The sequence below is a fragment of the Spirillospora sp. NPDC052242 genome, from assembly GCF_040679555.1.
Lineage (GTDB): Bacteria > Actinomycetota > Actinomycetes > Streptosporangiales > Streptosporangiaceae > Spirillospora.
Genome location: NZ_JBFAUZ010000010.1, coordinates 1 through 15,617, shown reverse-complemented (window position 1 = coordinate 15,617; position 15,617 = coordinate 1). Strand labels below are relative to the sequence as shown.

Sequence of the window (15,617 nt, the reverse complement as noted above, 5' to 3'; positions counted from 1 at the left end):
TCCAAGGATCGTGGATCGGGGCCCATTCCGGTTGTCGCCGGAATAACTCGTTCGGCAAGGTTTTCTCGGGCGAGGTGACAAAAACACGAGCGAACCGCCGAATGGCGCCCGCTTTTCCCTGGCGGACGCGCGAAAAGGTCACCCGAAGGTGTCGAGGCCCGCGATGCGCCAGCGACCGTCCCGGCGGACGGCGTCCACCGCCAGCATCGCGGGCGCGTGCGAGCTCCGCCCGTCCGACGTGCGGGTCGTCCGCTGGTCCGCGAACACGAGCAGCCGCGCCCGTCCGTCCCGGAGCGACACCACGGCGCTGTCGGTGACCCGCGTGCTCAGCACGGCCTCCCGTTTCGGCGCCTCCTCCCGCACCTTTCCGAACACGCCCTCGTACTGCCCCGCCGCGTCGCCCGTCAGAAACTCCGCCGCCGCTTTCCGGGTGCGCTCCGGGGCGGCGTGGTCGTAGGAGAAGAGCCGCCCCACCATCTCGGCGACCGCCCCCTTCACCTCGCTCGTCGCGGCGCCGTCCGTCAACGCCGCGTTCCGCACGACGGGATCGTCCCGCAGGCCCGCCGCCTCCTGCCGCGCCCAGACCCCCGACGCCGCCAGCAGCACCGCCACGACCCCCAGCGCGACCGTCCTCACGACGCCTCCCCCGACGCCCGCCCGAGCCCGCTCACCTTCCAGCCGCCGCCCGTCCGGTCGAGCCGCGCGACCAGGCGGTCCTGCTTCACCACCGGGTCGCCCTCCGGCGGCGTCACGGTGATCTCGACCGCCGCCAGGACGCGCGCCCGCCCCGACCGCACGTCCAGCTCGGCCACCGCCGCCTCCAGCACCCTCCCCGACGTGACCGTTCTCGCCTTCCGTACCCGGTCCACGAACGCCGCCCGGCCGTCGGTGATCTCCCGGTGCAGCTCACCGGTGGTCGACTCCCGCCACGTGCGCAGATCCGGCTCGACGGTCCGGTAGTCGAGCGTGTTCAGGTTCTGCACCGACTGCTCCCCCGCCCGCAGCACCTCCGCGCGCACCCGCGAGTACGCGTCCCCGTCATCGTGCGCCGCGGCATACCAGGACCAACCGCCCCAGAGGGCGAACACCGCCGCGAGAGCGACCAGCGCCGCCGCCGTCCGCCGCACCGGATCCTCGTCCATCAGACCGCCCGCAGTTCTTGGATCGTCCACCGGCCCTGCACCCGCCGCGCCGTCACGACCAGCTGCGCCGCCGCCGGAGTGCCCACCGGCTCCCCCGCGCGCGTCGCCGTCTGGTCGAGGAACACCAGCACCCGCGCGTCCGCACCGACCAGCGACACCACCCCGGCCCGCACCACCCGCGTCACGAGCGTCACCCGCTGTCCCGGCGCCTGCCGCTTCACCTGCCCGAACAGCACGCGGTACTGCCGCAGCGCCGGGCCCTGCAGCACCTCCGCCGCGGCCCGCTCCGTCGCCGCGACGTCCCCCGCCTCGTAGCTGAACACCGCGACCAGCCCCCGCGACACCGCGCCCGTCACCTCGGCCGCCGCCACGTCGTCGAACGCGGGCCGCTCGTCCCCGCGCACCCGGTCCGCGACCGGGTGCAGCACCAGCCCGACCAGCACCAGCCCGACCGCGACGGCGAACGGGCGATACAACCGCAGGACCCGCCTCATCGCGCCCCCACCGGGACCGACGCCAGCGCCGCGAGCTTCCACCCCTGCGGCGTCCGCACCAGCTCGGCCGCGAACCGCTTCCGCTGCATCGTCGGCTCCCCGCCCCGCAGCGTCAGCCGCACCTGCACCGCCGCGATCACCTCCGCCTTCCCCGCCGCCTCGTCCAGCGACGTCACCGCCGCCCCCGTGACCCGCGCGTCCGCGTCCGTCCCCGACGCCCCGATCTTCCGCCGGTTCGACGCCTCATCGCCCCGCAGCTGCGTGTGCAGCGCCCCCGTCGTCGCGTCGAGCCACCCCCGCAACCCCGCGTCCACGTGCGCCCCGTCCATCGAGTTCAACGTCGCGATGTGCCGCTCGGCCGCCTGCAGGACCGCCGCCCGTCCCCCCGAGGGCCCCTGCACGCCCGGGTCGTCCCGCCACGCCGCCCACCCCGACCCCACGAGGAACACGAACGCCGCGACCACGACACCCCACCCCACGAGCCCCCACCCGGCGAGCAGCGTCCGCGTGCGAGGCCGCGTCCGCGCGCGCCGCACCCCCGCGGGCTCACCGCGCGCCCCGCCCTTGCGCGCGGGCCGCGCCTCCTCGCCCTCGGCCCGCAAGGCCCCACGCCACGCGCTCTCCACCGCCTCGTCCGCCCCGTTCTTCTCGTCGCCTCCGCGCACGACCGCCTCACGCTTCACGCCCACGCCCCACTTCCACGCCGCACCGCCCGGACGAACTTCCCGCGCTCGTCCACGCAGGCCGCAGGGAGCACGCGTCCACCCACCCGTCCGCCCCACATGCAGCCACGCGCCGGGACGTGCCGGACGGACGCAGGGCCAGCGGGCACGCCGTCCACCGGCACACGCCACACGGGCACCCGACACGCGGGCGCACGCCGCGAGGGGTGGGGTGGGCCAGGACTGCGGGCGGTCACGGGTGGGCCTTCGGGAGTGCGAGCAAGGTGCGGAGGTCGGCGGGGTCGTTCGGGGCGCTTCGTGCGGTGGGCAGGGCGGGGAGTGCGAGCGCGCCGGGCAGCGTCGGGTCCGGTGCGGCGCCCAGGACGGAGCCGGCGCGCGCGGGCTCGGGGACGGGCGGGCGCGGGGCGTTCGCCGCGCCGCGGACGTTCGTGCCGCTCGACGGGGGCTCGGTGCAGGCGGCCGCGGTGTTCAGCGGGGCGCCCGGGGACGTGTCGAGCCCGTTGCGGTACCGCGTGCCCTCGTAACCGGACGTGCAGTGCGGGGGGTCGAAGAAGGTGGTGACCATTCCGAAGGTGAGCCGGCCGTCGTGCACGACGGACGTTCCGGCGGCGACCGCGGCCGGCAGTTCCGACAGGAGCTGTTCGAGCCCGGAGGTGCGGTGCGCGAGGAGTTCGGACGTCGTCAGCAGGTTCGCGACGAGGACGCTCATCGAGGGGTCGAGGTCGCGGACGAGGGCGCGGAGTTCGGTGGCGGCGTCGGGCGCGGTGGTGACGAGGTCGCGGAAGGCGGGGTCGGATTCGCGCAATTGAGCGGCGAGCAGGCGCGCGTCGCGGCCGAAGGACGCGAGGGCGGCGGCTTCCTCGTTCTGGGTGCGCAGGACGTGTTCGGCGTCGTCGATGAGCGTGCGGGTGGGGGCGACGTTCGCGTCGGCGGCCTTGGTGAGGGCGCGGGTCTCGTCGAGGAGCGCCTGGAGGTTCGGGCCCTGGCCGGCGAGGGCGACGCCGAGTTCGTCGACGACGGTGCGCAGCGCGCCGGTCGGGACGGATTCGGCGAGGGCGTTGACGCTGGTCAGCAGGTCGGTGACGGGCGGGGGCGTGGCGGTCGCGGAGCGGGGGATGACGGCCCCGGCGGCCATGAACGGGCCGGACGCGGTGGTCGGGCGCAGGTCGATGTACTGTTCGCCGATCGCCGAGCGGTTGGCGACGACGGCCTCGGTGCCGACGGGGATGCGGGGGGCGTCGTCGTCGATGCGGAGTTCGGCGACGACGCCGTCGGCCGTGAGGTGCAGGGCGCCGACGCGTCCGACGGACGATCCCCGGTAGGTGACGTCGGCGTTCTCGGCGAGGCCCCCGGCTTCGGCGAGTTCGGCCTCGATGACGTAGTGGTCGGCGAGCCCGACGTGCTTGCCGAGGTCGGCGTAGTTCAGGCCGACGTGGGCGACGGCGTAGAGGCCGACGACGAGGAAGACGAGGTTCTTGATCCTGGTGCCGAGGGTGAGCATCAGTCCCCCTGGACGGCGGGGAGCGGGGCGATGGGCGGGACGATCGTGGTGCCCGGCTTCGCGGTGACGGTGAGGTACACGTTCAGGTAGTCGCCCTTGATCGCGGGGAGGACGGCGTCGGTGAACGGGTAGGTGAGCAGGACCTCGAGGGCGTTCGGGAGGTCGGTGCCGGCGTCGGAGAGCTTGCGGAGGGTGGGTTCGAGGGCCTCCAGGTCGGCGATGAGGTCCTCTTTGCTGCGGTTCATGGTCGTCACGGCGACCTGCGACAGTTCGTCCAGCGACGACAGCATCTGGACGAGCGCGCCGCGCTGCTCCTCGAGCACCCGCAGGCCGGGTTCGAGGTCGGTGAGGGCGACGTCGATCTGCTCGTCGCGGGCGCGGAGGGTGGCGGAGAGGCGGTTCAGGCCGTCGAGCGCGTCGATGATCCCCTGGCGGTTGGCGTCGAGGGCGCCGACGAGCCGTTCGGCCTGGTGCAGGAGCGACCGGATCTCGGGTTCGTTGCCGTCGAGCGCCCGGTTCAGTTCGGTGGTGATCGTGCGGATCTGGGCGATCCCGCCGCCGTTGAGGAGCATGGACAGGGCGCCGAACACCTCCTCGACCTCCGGGTTGCGGCCGGTGCGCGACAGCGGGATCACCGCGCCGTCCGCCAGCCGCCCGGCGGACCCGGTTTGCGGCGGGGCGCTCAGTTCGACGAACTTCTCGCCCAGGAGGCTCGACTGGCGGACGTTCGCGCGGGCGTCCGCCGGGAGGCGGACGTCGCCGTTGACCTGCATGGTGACGACGGCGGTCCAGCCGTCGTCGGGGAGCCCGACGGCGGTGACGCGGCCGACGGCGACGTCGTTGACCTTGACGGCGGACTGGGGGACGAGGTTGAGGACGTTCGCGAACCGGGCCCGCACGGTGTAGGGGTGGTCGCCGAGGTCGGCGCCGCCGGGCAGCGGGAGGTCCTGGAGGCCGGTGAAGCCGCAGCCGGACGCGAGGGTCGCGGCGGCGAGGGCGGCGAGCGCGCGGCGGATCACGGGGCGCCCCCTTCCGGCGGGGCCTGCACGGGGCGGCCCGTGACGGGGAGCGGGGTGAGTTCGGTGAGGTTCTGGCGGCCCATCAGCGACTTCGTGGCCGGGTCGTAGGCGTTGAGGACGTTCACGACGTTGATCGCCTGGACGTCGAGGGCCTCGGCGAGCGAGCGGCGCTGCTTGACGAGGGTCTGCGTGATGTCGGCGAGTTTGTGCACGTTCTCCCGCACCTGGTGGCGGTTGTCGCGGATGAACCGTTCGACGTCGGCGAGGGCGCGGGTGAGCAGCCGGATCGCGGCGTCGAGTTCGTGCCGGTCGGCGGCGAGGAACCCGCTGACGTCGGCGAGCTGCCGTTCGGCGAGCCGCACCTGCCCGTCGTTCTCCCTGAGCATGGACGTGAAGGTCTGCAGGGAGCGGATCGTCGCGAACAGGTCGCCCTGCGAGCCCGCGAGCGTCTTGGCGGCCTGCGCCATGCGTTCGGTCGTGGTGCGGATGTCCCGGCCGTTGCCGTCGAGGTTCTCCGCGCCGGTCTCGAGGGCCCGGGAGAGCGCGCCGTCGGCGTTGGCGCCGTCCGGTCCGAGGTCGGCGGCGAGCCGCTTGATCGCGGCGTAGACCTGGTCGAGTTCCATCGGGGTGGCGGTGTTGCGCACGTCGATGACGGCGCCGGACCGCATCGCCGGGCCGCCCGTGTAGGCGGGGGTGAGCTGGACGTACCGGTCGGCGACGACGCTCGGCGCGACGGCGACGGCGCGCGCCCCGGACGGGACGCGCACGCCGTGGTCGACGGTCAGGACGGTCCGGACGCGGGGCCCGTCGGGGGTGACGGAGTCGACGGCGCCGACGCGGACGCCGAGGACGCGGACGTCCGACCCGGCGGAGATGCCCACGGCGCTGCGGAAGTACACGGTGATGCGGGTGCCGTCCGGGCCCTGGGCGCGGACGAGCGCGAGCGCGGCGGCCAGGACGAGTGCGGCGCCCAGCGCGACGAGCGCGGCGGGACCGCGCAGCCTGCGCAGCATCAGCCACCGCCCTTCCGGGGCGGCATGCACCCCTCGTCGGGGGCTTCGCGGCCCTCGGGCAGGTACTCGGGCGGGACGAGCCCGCAGAGGTAGCCGTCCATCCAGCGTCCGTTGCCGAGGGAGTTGCCCAGGAGGCGGGTGTAGGGGCCTGCGGTTTTCAGCGCACGGTCCAGGTTCGCCTGGTTCTCCTCTAGGAGGTCGGTGACCTGCCCGAGCGCACGCAGGGTGGGGTCGAGTTGCTCTTGGTTGTCCTGGACGAGTCCGGAGATCTGCCGGGAGAGGTCCTGGGTGCCGAGGAGGAGGTTGTGGATCGCCTCCCGGCGGCGGCGGATCTCGGCCAAGAGGAGGTTGCCGTCGCGCAGGAGCGCTTCGACGTTCCCGCTCTGTTCGGCCATCGTGCCGGTCACCTGGCGGGTGTTCGCGAGCAGGCGGGACAGTTCGGCGTCCCGCGACGCGATCGTCTTCGACAGGGCGGACAGGCCGGTGAGGGCCTCGCGGACCTCGGGCGCGGTGTCGTCGAACGTCCCGGACAGGACGTCGAGGCTCTGCGCGAGCCGCGCGCTGTCGAGGCGTCCGACGGTCCCCGCGAGGTCCTCGAACGCTTCGGTGACGTCGTACGGGGACGTCGTCCGGTCGAGCGGGATCCGGTCCCCCGGGTCCTGTGCGCGCGCGCCGAGCGGGTCTACTGCGAGGTACTTGTCGCCGAGCAGCGTCTTGATGGCGATCGCGACGGTGCTGGCGTCCCCGATCCAGGTGTCGCGCACGCGGAACGACACCGCGACCTTCGCGCCGTCCAGCCGGACGCCCGTCACCTCGCCGACCTTCACGCCCGCGACGCGCACCTCGTTGCCGGGGCGCAGCCCGGCGGCCTCGCCGAAGTCGGCGGTGTAGCGGGTGCCGCCGCCGACGACGGGCAGGTCCTTGGCGTTGTAGGCGAGCAGAGCGGCAACGGTCAGCAGGGTGATCGACACGACGGCGACCACGATCGGGTTCCGCTCCCGCACCGGCTTGAGCCGCGGCCGCCCCACCGGCCGTCCCCTCGACCGTCCCCGCGCCTTGCGCGGCGGCCGCTCCGGGCGGCGGCGTTCCTTGCGGGGGGTCATGCGCCGCACCTCGCGTCCGTGGCCGGGACCCCGGTCGGGGGCGGGTGCTCCTCGCCCGGGTACTGCTCGTAGGCGACGCCCGTGACGGCCGCCTCGCACATGTAAAGGTTCAGCCACGAGCCGTAGGAGGCGACGCGCCCGATGGCCTCCATCTTCACCGGCAGGGTCTCCAGGAACCGGCCGACGGTGTCCGACTCGTCCGCGAGGTTCTTCGACAGGCGGCCGAGCTGCTCGATGTCGCGCTTCAGCGGCGCGCGGCCGTCCCGCAGCAGGCCCGCGGTGGTGCCGGCGAGGTCGTCGAGGGCGCTGATGGCCTCGCCGATCGCCGTCCGGTCGGACGCGAGCCCGGACACCAGGCGGCGCAGCGTCGAGACGAGCGTGCCGAGTTCGTCGTCGCGCGCGTTGACCGTGTCGAGGACGGCGTTCAGGTTGTCGATCACCTGCCCGATGACCTCGTCCTTCGCGGCGATCCCGCCGGTCAGCGAGCCGATCGTGGACAGCAGGCCCTCGACCGTCCCGCCCTCGCCCTGCAGCACCTGGACGAGCGACCCGGCGAGCTTGTTGACGTCGCCGGGCGACAGCGCCTGGAACAGCGGCTGGAAACCGTTGAACAGCTGCGTGAGGTTCAGCGCGGGCGTCGTCCGCTCGACCGGGATCGTCGCGCCCGGCCGCAGGGTGCCGGCGGCGCCGGTGCCGCGGTCGAGGGCGACGTACCGCTGCCCGATCAGGTTCAGGTACTTGATCGTCGCGGTGGCGGTCGCGGGCAGGGCGCGGCCCCGCTCGACCGCGAACGTGACCTCGGCGGTGCGCCGGTCGACGACGTCGATGTCCTCGACGCGGCCGACCTCGACGCCCGCGATCCGCACGCCGTCGCCGTCCCGCAGCCCGGACGCGTCGGTGAACCGGGCCTTGTACGAGACGGTGTCGCGGGCGCCGAACCGGCCGATGCTGAGCGCCAGCAGCCCGGTCGCGAGGACGGTCACGACGACGAACGCGAGCGACTTCGCGAGCGGCCGGGCGAGGCTCGTCCGCTTCACTTGAGGGTCACCTCCGTCCCCCGGTAGAGCGGCCCGACGAGGACGCTGCTCCAGCCGGGCAGCGCCTCCGGGACCTCCTGGACGGACGGCGCCACCAGCTCGTTCACCATCCGGTTCTCCTGCGGCGAGTTCGGCAGGCCGAGCGCGCCGGGCGCGACCGCGACGGGCGTGGCGGCGTCCGGCGGCGCGGCGGCGACGGTCTCCGCGCCGCCGCCCGTCCCGTACGGGACGGGGTAGCAGTGCGGCCCGTCGGCCTCGGTGTGCCGGGGGCGGTCGCGCCCGGGCACGTACTTCCCCTTGGACGGGACGGTCGTGACGTTCACCCGCAGCCCGGGGCGTTCGGTGCCCTCGCCGAGGACCTCGTCCATGAGGGGCACGAAGTCGGTGAGCATCTCGAGGGTGCAGGGGAACGCGGGCGAGTACTCGCGCAGCAGTTCGAGGGTCGGGCGGCCCTCGGCGGTGAGCCGGATGAAGTTCTCGCTGTTCTCGTGGAGGAAGTCGGAGAGGTTCCGGGACGCGTCGGTGAGGGACGCGTAGAGCCGTCCGAGGTCGTCGCGCTGGGCGGCGATGCTGCGGCTGGTGTAGGAGAAGTCGTTGAGCGCCTGGAGGATGTCGGGCGCGGCCTGCTCGTAGTGGTGCGCGACCTGCACGAGTTCGCGGATCCCGCGGTTGAGCGCCGGGACGGACGGGTTGATCTCCTTCAGGTACGCGTCGAGTTCGACGAGCGTCGCGCCGAGTTCGGTGCCGCGCCCGTCCAGGGCCTGCGAGACGGCGGTGAGGGTCGCGGCGAGCTTCGCGGGCTGGACGGCGGTGAGCAGCGGGTACAGGTTGTCGAGGACGCGCTGCAGCTCGATGGCGTTCGCGGACCGGTCCTGGCTGATGACGCTGCCGCCGTCGAGGCGCGCCGCGACGGGGCGTTCCGGCGGGATCAGCGCGACGTACCGCTGCCCGAACAGGGTCGTGGGGAGCAGCTGCGCCGACACGTTCGCGGGCAGCATCGGCACCCGGTCGGGGTCGATCGCGAGCCGCAGCGTCGCGACCCGTCCGTCCGAGTCGATCTCGCGGACCTCGCCGACGACGACGCCGCGCAGCTTCACGTCCGCGTGCGGGTGCATCTCGCTGCCCGCGCTCGCCGTCCGCAGCGTCACCCACGCGACCTCGGTGAACCGCTTGTCGTACACCGCGATCGACAGCCCGATCAGCAGCGCCGGGACCAGCAGGAACGCGACGCCCGCGAGCCGCCTGCCGAGGACGGGCGGGACGGCGCGGCGCCGCCGCCCGGGCGCCCTGCGGGCGCTCATCCGGCGACCTTCACCGTCGTGGTCGTCCCCCACACCGCCAGGCTGAAGAAGAAGTCGCTGACGCTGATGAGGACGATCGAGGTGCGAACCGCGCGGCCGACGGCTCGGCCCACCCCAGCGGGGCCGCCGGCCGCGCGGTAGCCGTAGTAGCAGTGCGAGAGGATCACCAGCACGCTGAACACCAGCACCTTGAAGAACGAGAGCACGACGTCCACGGGCGACAGGAACAGCCCGAAGTAGTGGTCGTAGGTCCCCGCGGACTGCCCGTTGACGTGCACCGTCACCGTGCGGGACGCCAGGTACGCGCACAGCAGCCCGACCGCGTACAGCGGGACGATCGCGACGGCGCCCGCGATGATGCGGGTCGTCACCAGGTACGGCAGGCTCGGGATGCCCATCACCTCGAGCGCGTCGACCTCGTCGCCGATCCGCATCGCGCCGAGCTGCGCGGTGAACCCGGCCCCGACGGTCGCCGACAGCGCGAGTCCCGACACGACCGGCGCGATCTCCCGCGTGTTGATGTACGCGGACGCGAACCCGGTGAACGCGGACGTCCCGATCTGCTGGAGCGCCGAGTAGCCCTGCATGCCGACGACGACGCCGGTGGCGAGGGTCATCGCGACCATCACGCCGATCGTCCCGCCGATCACGCCGAGGCCGCCGCTGCCGAACGCGACCTCCGCCAGCAGCCGCTGCACCTCGCGCCAGTAGCGGCGGACGGCGCGCGGCGCCCACAGGAGCGCCCGCACGTAGAACAGGCCCTGGTCGCCGGGGGCGTCCAGCCAGGCGAACCAGCGGGACGGGCCCGCGCGGAGCGTGCCGAGCACGGCCATCGCCGCTCACCCTCCCTTCGGCGGGACGACCTGGAGGTAGATCCCGGTGATCACGAGGTTGAGCAGGAACAGCAGCAGGAACGTGATGACGACCGACTGGTTGACGACGTCCCCGACGCCCTTCGGCCCGCCCTTCGGGTTCAGGCCCCGGTACGACGCGACGACCCCGGCGACGAACCCGAACAGGATCGCCTTCGCCTCGCCCACGTAGATGTCGGGGAGCTGCGCGAGGGCGGAGAAGCTCGCGACGTACGCGCCGGGCGTGCCGCCCTGCATGAGCACGTTGAAGAAGTAGCCGCCGGCGACCCCGACGACCGACACCAGGCCGTTCAGCAGGAACGCGACGGCGACGCAGGCGAGGACGCGGGGGACGACGAGGCGCTGCACGGGCGAGACGCCGAGCACCTCCATCGCGTCGAGCTCCTCGCGGATCGTGCGGGCGCCGATGTCGGCGCAGATCGTCGAGCCCGCCACCCCGGCCACCAGCAGCGCGACGATCATCGGGCTGGCCTGCTGGATCACCACCAGGACGCTCGCCGCGCCGGTGAACGACTGCGCGCCGAACTGCTGCGTGAGCGATCCGACCTGCAGGGACGTGACGGCGCCGAACGGGATCGACACGAGCGCCGTCGGCAGGATCGTCACGCTCGCGATGAACCAGAACTGCTCGACGAACTCGCGGAACTGGAACGGGCGGCGGAACGCCATGCCGAGCACGGTCGCGCCGAGCGCGAACATCCGGCCGGCCTCGCGCAGCGCGTTCAGCGGGTATTCGATGACGGGCGTCGGCACGGCTCGGACCTCCTTTCGCGCTTTTCCCGTATTCCGGGTTCGGACGGCTCAAGCTACTTCGGCGCCAATTACTCCGACAAGGCGGAGAAGTGTACGAATTCGCGATTACCGGCATTTCTAGCGGCCGGTGACATCTTCGGGCGGCGGCGGGCCGCGGTTTTTCATCGGCGGGCGAGCATTTTCCGGGGGCCGCGCCGCCCGCGGCCGTCCGTTGTCACGCGCGTGACAAGGCGCGGGCCCCGATCCTGCGCGGCACGACAAAGCCGCCCCCCACCGGTCGGCGCATAATGTCCGGATTGCACCCGGCTTGCGGCCGGACGCCCACCGATCGGGTCCCACCCTGCCGAGAGGAACCACCCGTGAACCGACGTCATCTCGCGGCCCTGCTGCTGGTCCCCGCGCTCGCCCTCACGGCGTGCGGCGGGGAGGACGACTCCGGCGGCGGGTCGTCCGCGCAGAACCCGGGGGCCGGCGCGCCGTCCGGGCCGGGCGCCGGGCAGCCCGGCGCCGGCGGCGGCGCGGGCGGCGGCCAGGGCGGGAGCGGCACGGGCCAGGGCGGCGGTGCCGGTTCCGGCACCGAGGGCGGCTCCGGCGCGGGCGGTTCCGGCGGCGCGGGCGGCGGAACCGCGAACGGCGCCCCCACCGGGCCGCCCCCGGCCGCCGTGAACGCCTTCGCGAAGTGCATGCGGGACAAGGGCATCGACATCCCCGCCGACATCCGGCAGTGGCAGCCGCCCGCGACGCCGTCCGGCGACATGCAGCGCGCGATGGCCGTCTGCATGCAGGTCATGGCGTCCGCCGCCCCGCGCGGCTGACGCGCCCGCCCGCGGCCGGCGCGCCCCGCTCCCGGCGCGCCCCGCGGGCGACGCACGCGCGGCCCCGTCCGTCCACCCTGCCACCGGTGGACGGACGGGGCCGCGCGGCTCACGCGCTCACTTCGCGCACGCGCTCACTTCGCGCACGCGGGCGCCTTCGCGAACGCGGCCTTCAGTTCGGCGTTCTTCGCGAAGTCCTGTTCGGGCCCCTGATACGTCTGGAAACGGCCGAACACCTCGCCCATCTGGCCCACGGCCTTCTGCAGCGATTTCTCGTTCTTCACGTCGGCCTTCTCCAGCCGCAGCGTCGCCGTCGAGACCGTCGAACGCGTCTGCATCAGATTCGTCATCGCGTCCTTGTACAGCTGCTCGCCGCCGGTGACCGGCGGGGCGCCGAGCTCCTGCATCTCCGTCTCGAACGTCCGCATCCGCTGCGAGATGTCGTCCAGCATCTGGACGAGCGACTTCTTCGACGTCGCCGCGTCCGCCGCCTGGAGTTCGGGCACCTTCATCGTGGGGAGCCGCGCGGAGATGTCGCACAGCTTCCCCGCCCAGGCGATCTCGGGCGGCTCCTTCTTCTCCTCGGATCCGCAGCCGGCGGCGGCGAGCACGGCCGTCCCGGCCAGCACCGCCCCGGCGATCACACGCCGCACCATGTCCGTTCTCCTTCGTTCACGCGCAGTTCGAGGTGGCGGGCTCGCCCGCGAAGCGGTCCGCGAGGAACGCCATCGCGTCCTCGTTGCCGCGGTAGACGAGCGTGATGTGGCCGACGCCGTCCCACGTCTTCCAGGTGACGGGGGCGCCGAGGGCGCAGTAGTCGCGGTGCAGCCGCTCGGCCTGCCCGAACGCGACGATCTCGTCGGTCTTCGAGTGGTACTGGAACACCGGGGCGCCGGGCGCCCGCGCGCCGAGCGTGTTCTCCGCGACCCGCTCCAGCCACGGCGTCGACGCGTACGGGCTGGTGGCGAAGTAGTCCGGCACCGTCTTGCCCTGGTGGTCGAGCAGCAGCTCCAGCGTGCACGTGTCGTTCTCGAACGCCGCGAGCATGGCGCGTCCGGCGTCGTTGACGTACGACTCGAGGTCCAGCTCCGGGTAGGCGTTGTCCATGCCGACCATGGAGTAGAGGAGGAACCCGAACGGGTCGGCGCCCTCCAGCGCGATGCCCACGGCCGCGAGGTCGGACGGGACGCCGCCGCCGACGATGCCCGCGACGTCCAGTTCGGGGGCGTACTCGGGCTGCTTCTGCCCCGCCCACATCGCGGCGGCCCCGCCCTGCGAGTAGCCGCGGAACGCGACCTTCCCGGCGTCGGGCAGCCCCGCCTCGTCCAGCCGCTGCGCGGCGCGCACCGCGTCGATCAGCGCGTTCCCCATCGAGTGGACGATGTAGGTCGTCTCGGGTTTCTGGTGGTAGCCCTCGTAGTCGGTGACGGCGACCGCGTACCCGGCGGCGAGCATCTCGTTCAGCGCGGCCTGCTCGTAGAAGGCGCCCTGGTCGATGAACCGGGACGGCGCGCAGCGGAACGACGGCCCGCTCGTCCCCGGCCCGAACCCGACGACCGGCAGCGACGCCGGGTCGCCCGCCTTCGGCACGAGGACCATCCCGGTGACCGCGACGGGCGCGCCGAGCGCGTCCGTCGACAGGTACATGACCTGCCAGGCGTCCGCGAGGCCCCGCGCGGTCGGCGGCCCCGCCTTGGCCGGGCGCGCCCGGATCACGTCGCCCGCTTTCCCGGCGGGCAGCGGGGCGGGCGGCGTGTAGAACGCGTCGCCGGGCGGCCCCGGATCGGTCGCCGCGGCGGGCGCGGCGGGCGCGGCCGGGGACGCGGCGCTCGCCGGGACGGCCGGGGCCGCGGCCAGCGCGAGGACGAGCGCGGCGGTGCCGCCGAGCACCCCCCGGCGACGACGTGCGGTGAAGATCGGCATCTCCGCCTCCTACCTGTTCCTGTCGTCCGCCGGGGGATTCGCCGGGGTGAGGGTCAGTTCGACGGTGGTGCCGGGGGCGGTGACCGCGTCGCCGAGCAGACCGGTCAGCGCGCCGCAGCCGGTGAGGGCAGCGAGGTCGTGCTCGCCGGTGAGGCGGCCGCCCGCGGCCGGGTCGAAGCCGGGCGCCGAGGTGAGCTTCAGCTCGGACGGCTCGGTCGTGCGGCACCCGTCGCCGCCGCCGATCGGGACGACGCCGAAGACGCGGAACGACGGGAAGGCGGCCGTGACCGGGGACGTCGTCGTGAGGACGCCGTCGCCGAGTGCGGCCGTGCCGCCGTCGCCGTCGTCCAGCCGCATCTCGGCGGTGACCGGCAGGAACCCGAACAGGTCGAGGTCCGCGGTCGCCGGTTCGAGCGCGAGGTCGGCGCGGGCGGCGTCCCCGGCGGCGCCGAGGGCGAGGGTCATCCCGCCGGTGAGCGGCGCGGTCCCGCCGGACGCCTGCAGGACGGTCGAGCCCTCGACCGCGTACGCGTGGTCGCCGCCGCCCGTCGTGTCGACGATCTCGAAGGACGCGAGGACGTTGTCCTGCCCGGGGTCCTGGACGCACTCGGACTCGAACGTGCCGAGGCCGCCGGGGCCGCCGTCGTCCGTCCGGGGCGTCAGCGTCAGCACGAGGTTCCCGACGGCGATCGTGCCGGGGCCCGGCCTGGTGAACGTGAGGTCGGGCGCGGTGCCGCTCCCCCGCACGGTGAACTCGCCGGACGCGGGCACGTCCGTCCGGTCCAGCGCGACGTCCACCTGGACGGGCAGGCCGCCGGGCATCTCCGGGACGGTGAGGGTCGCGTCGGCGCGGGCGCCGCCCTCGAGGGTCGCGGTGCCGAGGGCGGCGAGCGCGCGCGTCGACGCGGCGCCGACCGTCGCCACCGAGTCGACGGCGATGCCCGGCATCGTCTCGCCGACCCGCACGGTCTCCGGGACGTCCGCGGCGAGGGACACCCGCACCGGCTGCGGGCCGATCAGCGGGAAGGTGCAGTGGTAGCCGAGGTCGAGGGTCGCGGGCGCCGCGGCCGCCGCCGGTGCGGCGACGGCGGCGACGGCGAGCCCGGCGGCCGCCGCGGCGAGCCCCGACGCCGCCGCGACGGCCGCGCGGACCGCGCCCCGGCGTCCCGCTCTTCGTTTCCTGGTCAACGTTCGCCTTTCGGGGTGGGGGCGAGGTCGCCGGCGGGCCCGACGGGGACGGCCCCCGCCGCACCGTGGGGGGTGCGGCGGGGGCCGCGGATCGGCCGCCGGCCGGTCCGGGCCTGGATCAGGCCTGGGCGGGGGTGAGGGTCAGGTCGATCGTGTTGCCGTCACCCGCGGTGAACAGGTTGAGGATCCCGGTGAGCGGCCCGCAGTCGGTGATCTCCGACAGCGAGTACTCGCCGCTGATCGTGCCGCCCGCGTTCGGGTCGAAGAACTCGCCCTCCGCGGACTGCAGCGTGATGTCCGACGGCTCGGCGGTCTGGCAGTTCTCGCCGCCGCCGATCGGGATCATCCCGAACACCTTGAACGAGGACAGCTTGGTGATGACCTTGGTGTTGGTCGTGAGCTGCCCGCTCTCGTAGACGCCGGTCGTCTCGCCCTGGGTGGCGAACCCGATGCCGGCCTTCACCGGCAGGAACCCGAGGATCTTGAAGTCGCCCTCGGTCGGGTCGAGCCGCAGGTCCGCGACGACGTCCCCGGTCATGAGGTCGAGGTCCGCGCCCACGGAGCCGGTCAGCGGCGCCGTCCCGTTCGGGGCCTTCACGAAGGTCTCACCGGAGATCGTGAAGTCGAAGTGCTGCCCGGGAGGGGTGGGGGTGGGCGTGGGAGTCGGGGTCGGGGTGGGCGTGGGAGTGGGGGTGGGCGTGGGGGTGGGAGTGGGGGTGGGGGTCGGGGTGGGGGTCGGGGTGGGGGTCGGGGTAGGCGTCGGCGTGGGGGTG

General features: G+C 74.0%; 16 protein-coding genes and 1 pseudogene. 1 reads left to right on the top strand and 16 read right to left on the bottom strand.

The features are described from left to right. Nucleotides 1-138: 138 nt before the first annotated feature. The 12 genes from AB0L25_RS10490 to AB0L25_RS10435 all read right to left on the bottom strand — a co-directional run bounded on the left by AB0L25_RS10490 (nucleotide 139) and on the right by AB0L25_RS10435 (nucleotide 10,918). Nucleotides 139-636 carry a hypothetical protein gene (locus AB0L25_RS10490; protein WP_500170635.1) on the bottom strand — a complete coding sequence of 166 codons (498 nt, stop codon included), beginning with the start codon at nucleotides 634-636 and terminating at the stop codon, nucleotides 139-141. Then, entirely contained in the window at nucleotides 633-1,142 is a 510-nt protein-coding gene (locus AB0L25_RS10485) for an Rv1363c family protein (RefSeq protein WP_500170633.1), read from the bottom strand. The genes AB0L25_RS10490 and AB0L25_RS10485 overlap by 4 nt, the downstream gene beginning before the upstream one ends. Next, the gene (locus tag AB0L25_RS10480) at nucleotides 1,142-1,636 is read right to left on the bottom strand and encodes a hypothetical protein (protein WP_500170631.1); all 495 of its coding nucleotides are present in this window, start codon (nucleotides 1,634-1,636) and stop codon (nucleotides 1,142-1,144) included. Before AB0L25_RS10480 ends, AB0L25_RS10485 begins: the two co-directional genes overlap by 1 nt. After that, a complete protein-coding gene (locus AB0L25_RS10475; protein WP_500170629.1) occupies nucleotides 1,633-2,325 on the bottom strand; it encodes a hypothetical protein in 693 nt (230 codons plus the stop codon). Before AB0L25_RS10475 ends, AB0L25_RS10480 begins: the two co-directional genes overlap by 4 nt. 226 nt (nucleotides 2,326-2,551) lie before the next feature. After that, complete coding sequence (locus AB0L25_RS10470) at nucleotides 2,552-3,820, bottom strand: MCE family protein (protein ID WP_500170627.1); 1,269 nt, start codon at nucleotides 3,818-3,820, stop codon at nucleotides 2,552-2,554. Continuing rightward, entirely contained in the window at nucleotides 3,820-4,839 is a 1,020-nt protein-coding gene (locus tag AB0L25_RS10465) for an MCE family protein (RefSeq protein WP_500170625.1), read from the bottom strand. Before AB0L25_RS10465 ends, AB0L25_RS10470 begins: the two co-directional genes overlap by 1 nt. Beyond that, nucleotides 4,836-5,852 (bottom strand): MCE family protein, encoded by a 1,017-nt coding sequence (locus tag AB0L25_RS10460; protein WP_500170623.1) that lies wholly within the window; start codon nucleotides 5,850-5,852, stop codon nucleotides 4,836-4,838. The genes AB0L25_RS10465 and AB0L25_RS10460 overlap by 4 nt, the downstream gene beginning before the upstream one ends. Beyond that, nucleotides 5,852-6,955 carry an MCE family protein gene (locus AB0L25_RS10455; protein WP_500170621.1) on the bottom strand — a complete coding sequence of 368 codons (1,104 nt, stop codon included), beginning with the start codon at nucleotides 6,953-6,955 and terminating at the stop codon, nucleotides 5,852-5,854. The genes AB0L25_RS10460 and AB0L25_RS10455 overlap by 1 nt, the downstream gene beginning before the upstream one ends. Continuing rightward, nucleotides 6,952-7,992, bottom strand: a complete 1,041-nt coding sequence (locus AB0L25_RS10450; protein ID WP_500170619.1) for an MCE family protein — start codon at nucleotides 7,990-7,992, stop codon at nucleotides 6,952-6,954. Before AB0L25_RS10450 ends, AB0L25_RS10455 begins: the two co-directional genes overlap by 4 nt. Next, nucleotides 7,989-9,293, bottom strand: a complete 1,305-nt coding sequence (locus AB0L25_RS10445) for an MCE family protein (protein ID WP_500170617.1) — start codon at nucleotides 9,291-9,293, stop codon at nucleotides 7,989-7,991. Before AB0L25_RS10445 ends, AB0L25_RS10450 begins: the two co-directional genes overlap by 4 nt. Beyond that, nucleotides 9,290-10,126, bottom strand: a complete 837-nt coding sequence (locus AB0L25_RS10440) for an MlaE family ABC transporter permease (protein WP_500170615.1) — start codon at nucleotides 10,124-10,126, stop codon at nucleotides 9,290-9,292. Before AB0L25_RS10440 ends, AB0L25_RS10445 begins: the two co-directional genes overlap by 4 nt. Nucleotides 10,127-10,132: 6 nt before the next feature. Then, complete coding sequence (locus tag AB0L25_RS10435) at nucleotides 10,133-10,918, bottom strand: MlaE family ABC transporter permease (protein WP_500170613.1); 786 nt, start codon at nucleotides 10,916-10,918, stop codon at nucleotides 10,133-10,135. Nucleotides 10,919-11,277: 359 nt separating this feature from the next. Between AB0L25_RS10435 and AB0L25_RS10430 the strand changes: the two genes are divergently transcribed. Then, nucleotides 11,278-11,733: a hypothetical protein gene (locus tag AB0L25_RS10430; RefSeq protein ID WP_500170611.1), complete on the top strand. Its 456-nt coding sequence runs from the start codon at nucleotides 11,278-11,280 to the stop codon at nucleotides 11,731-11,733. Between the two features lie 134 nt (nucleotides 11,734-11,867). Here the strand turns inward: AB0L25_RS10430 and AB0L25_RS10425 are convergent, their stop codons facing one another. The 4 genes and pseudogenes from AB0L25_RS10425 to AB0L25_RS10410 all read right to left on the bottom strand — a co-directional run. Then, the gene (locus AB0L25_RS10425) at nucleotides 11,868-12,389 is read right to left on the bottom strand and encodes a hypothetical protein (protein ID WP_500170609.1); all 522 of its coding nucleotides are present in this window, start codon (nucleotides 12,387-12,389) and stop codon (nucleotides 11,868-11,870) included. Nucleotides 12,390-12,405: 16 nt separating this feature from the next. Continuing rightward, nucleotides 12,406-13,656, bottom strand: a complete 1,251-nt coding sequence (locus AB0L25_RS10420; protein ID WP_500170607.1) for a lipase family protein — start codon at nucleotides 13,654-13,656, stop codon at nucleotides 12,406-12,408. A 9-nt stretch (nucleotides 13,657-13,665) separates the two neighbouring features. Beyond that, on the bottom strand, nucleotides 13,666-14,844 hold the full coding sequence (locus tag AB0L25_RS10415; protein ID WP_500170605.1) for a DUF6801 domain-containing protein: 1,179 nt from the start codon (nucleotides 14,842-14,844) through the stop codon (nucleotides 13,666-13,668). A gap of 118 nt (nucleotides 14,845-14,962) precedes the next feature. Beyond that, nucleotides 14,963-15,617, bottom strand: a pseudogene (locus AB0L25_RS10410) (hypothetical protein); the annotation flags it as partial.

What these genes read in the sequence shown, in the direction of transcription:
- AB0L25_RS10455 (WP_500170621.1), bottom strand. Translation starts at nt 6,955, where the DNA reads ATGACCCCCCGCAAGGAACGCCGCCGCCCGGAGCGGCCGCCGCGCAAG.
- AB0L25_RS10470 (WP_500170627.1), bottom strand. Translation starts at nt 3,820, where the DNA reads ATGCTCACCCTCGGCACCAGGATCAAGAACCTCGTCTTCCTCGTCGTC.
- AB0L25_RS10420 (WP_500170607.1), bottom strand. Translation starts at nt 13,656, where the DNA reads ATGCCGATCTTCACCGCACGTCGTCGCCGGGGGGTGCTCGGCGGCACC.
- AB0L25_RS10460 (WP_500170623.1), bottom strand. Translation starts at nt 5,852, where the DNA reads ATGCTGCGCAGGCTGCGCGGTCCCGCCGCGCTCGTCGCGCTGGGCGCC.
- AB0L25_RS10485 (WP_500170633.1), bottom strand. Translation starts at nt 1,142, where the DNA reads ATGGACGAGGATCCGGTGCGGCGGACGGCGGCGGCGCTGGTCGCTCTC.
- AB0L25_RS10445 (WP_500170617.1), bottom strand. Translation starts at nt 9,293, where the DNA reads ATGAGCGCCCGCAGGGCGCCCGGGCGGCGGCGCCGCGCCGTCCCGCCC.
- AB0L25_RS10425 (WP_500170609.1), bottom strand. Translation starts at nt 12,389, where the DNA reads ATGGTGCGGCGTGTGATCGCCGGGGCGGTGCTGGCCGGGACGGCCGTG.
- AB0L25_RS10480 (WP_500170631.1), bottom strand. Translation starts at nt 1,636, where the DNA reads ATGAGGCGGGTCCTGCGGTTGTATCGCCCGTTCGCCGTCGCGGTCGGG.
- AB0L25_RS10440 (WP_500170615.1), bottom strand. Translation starts at nt 10,126, where the DNA reads ATGGCCGTGCTCGGCACGCTCCGCGCGGGCCCGTCCCGCTGGTTCGCC.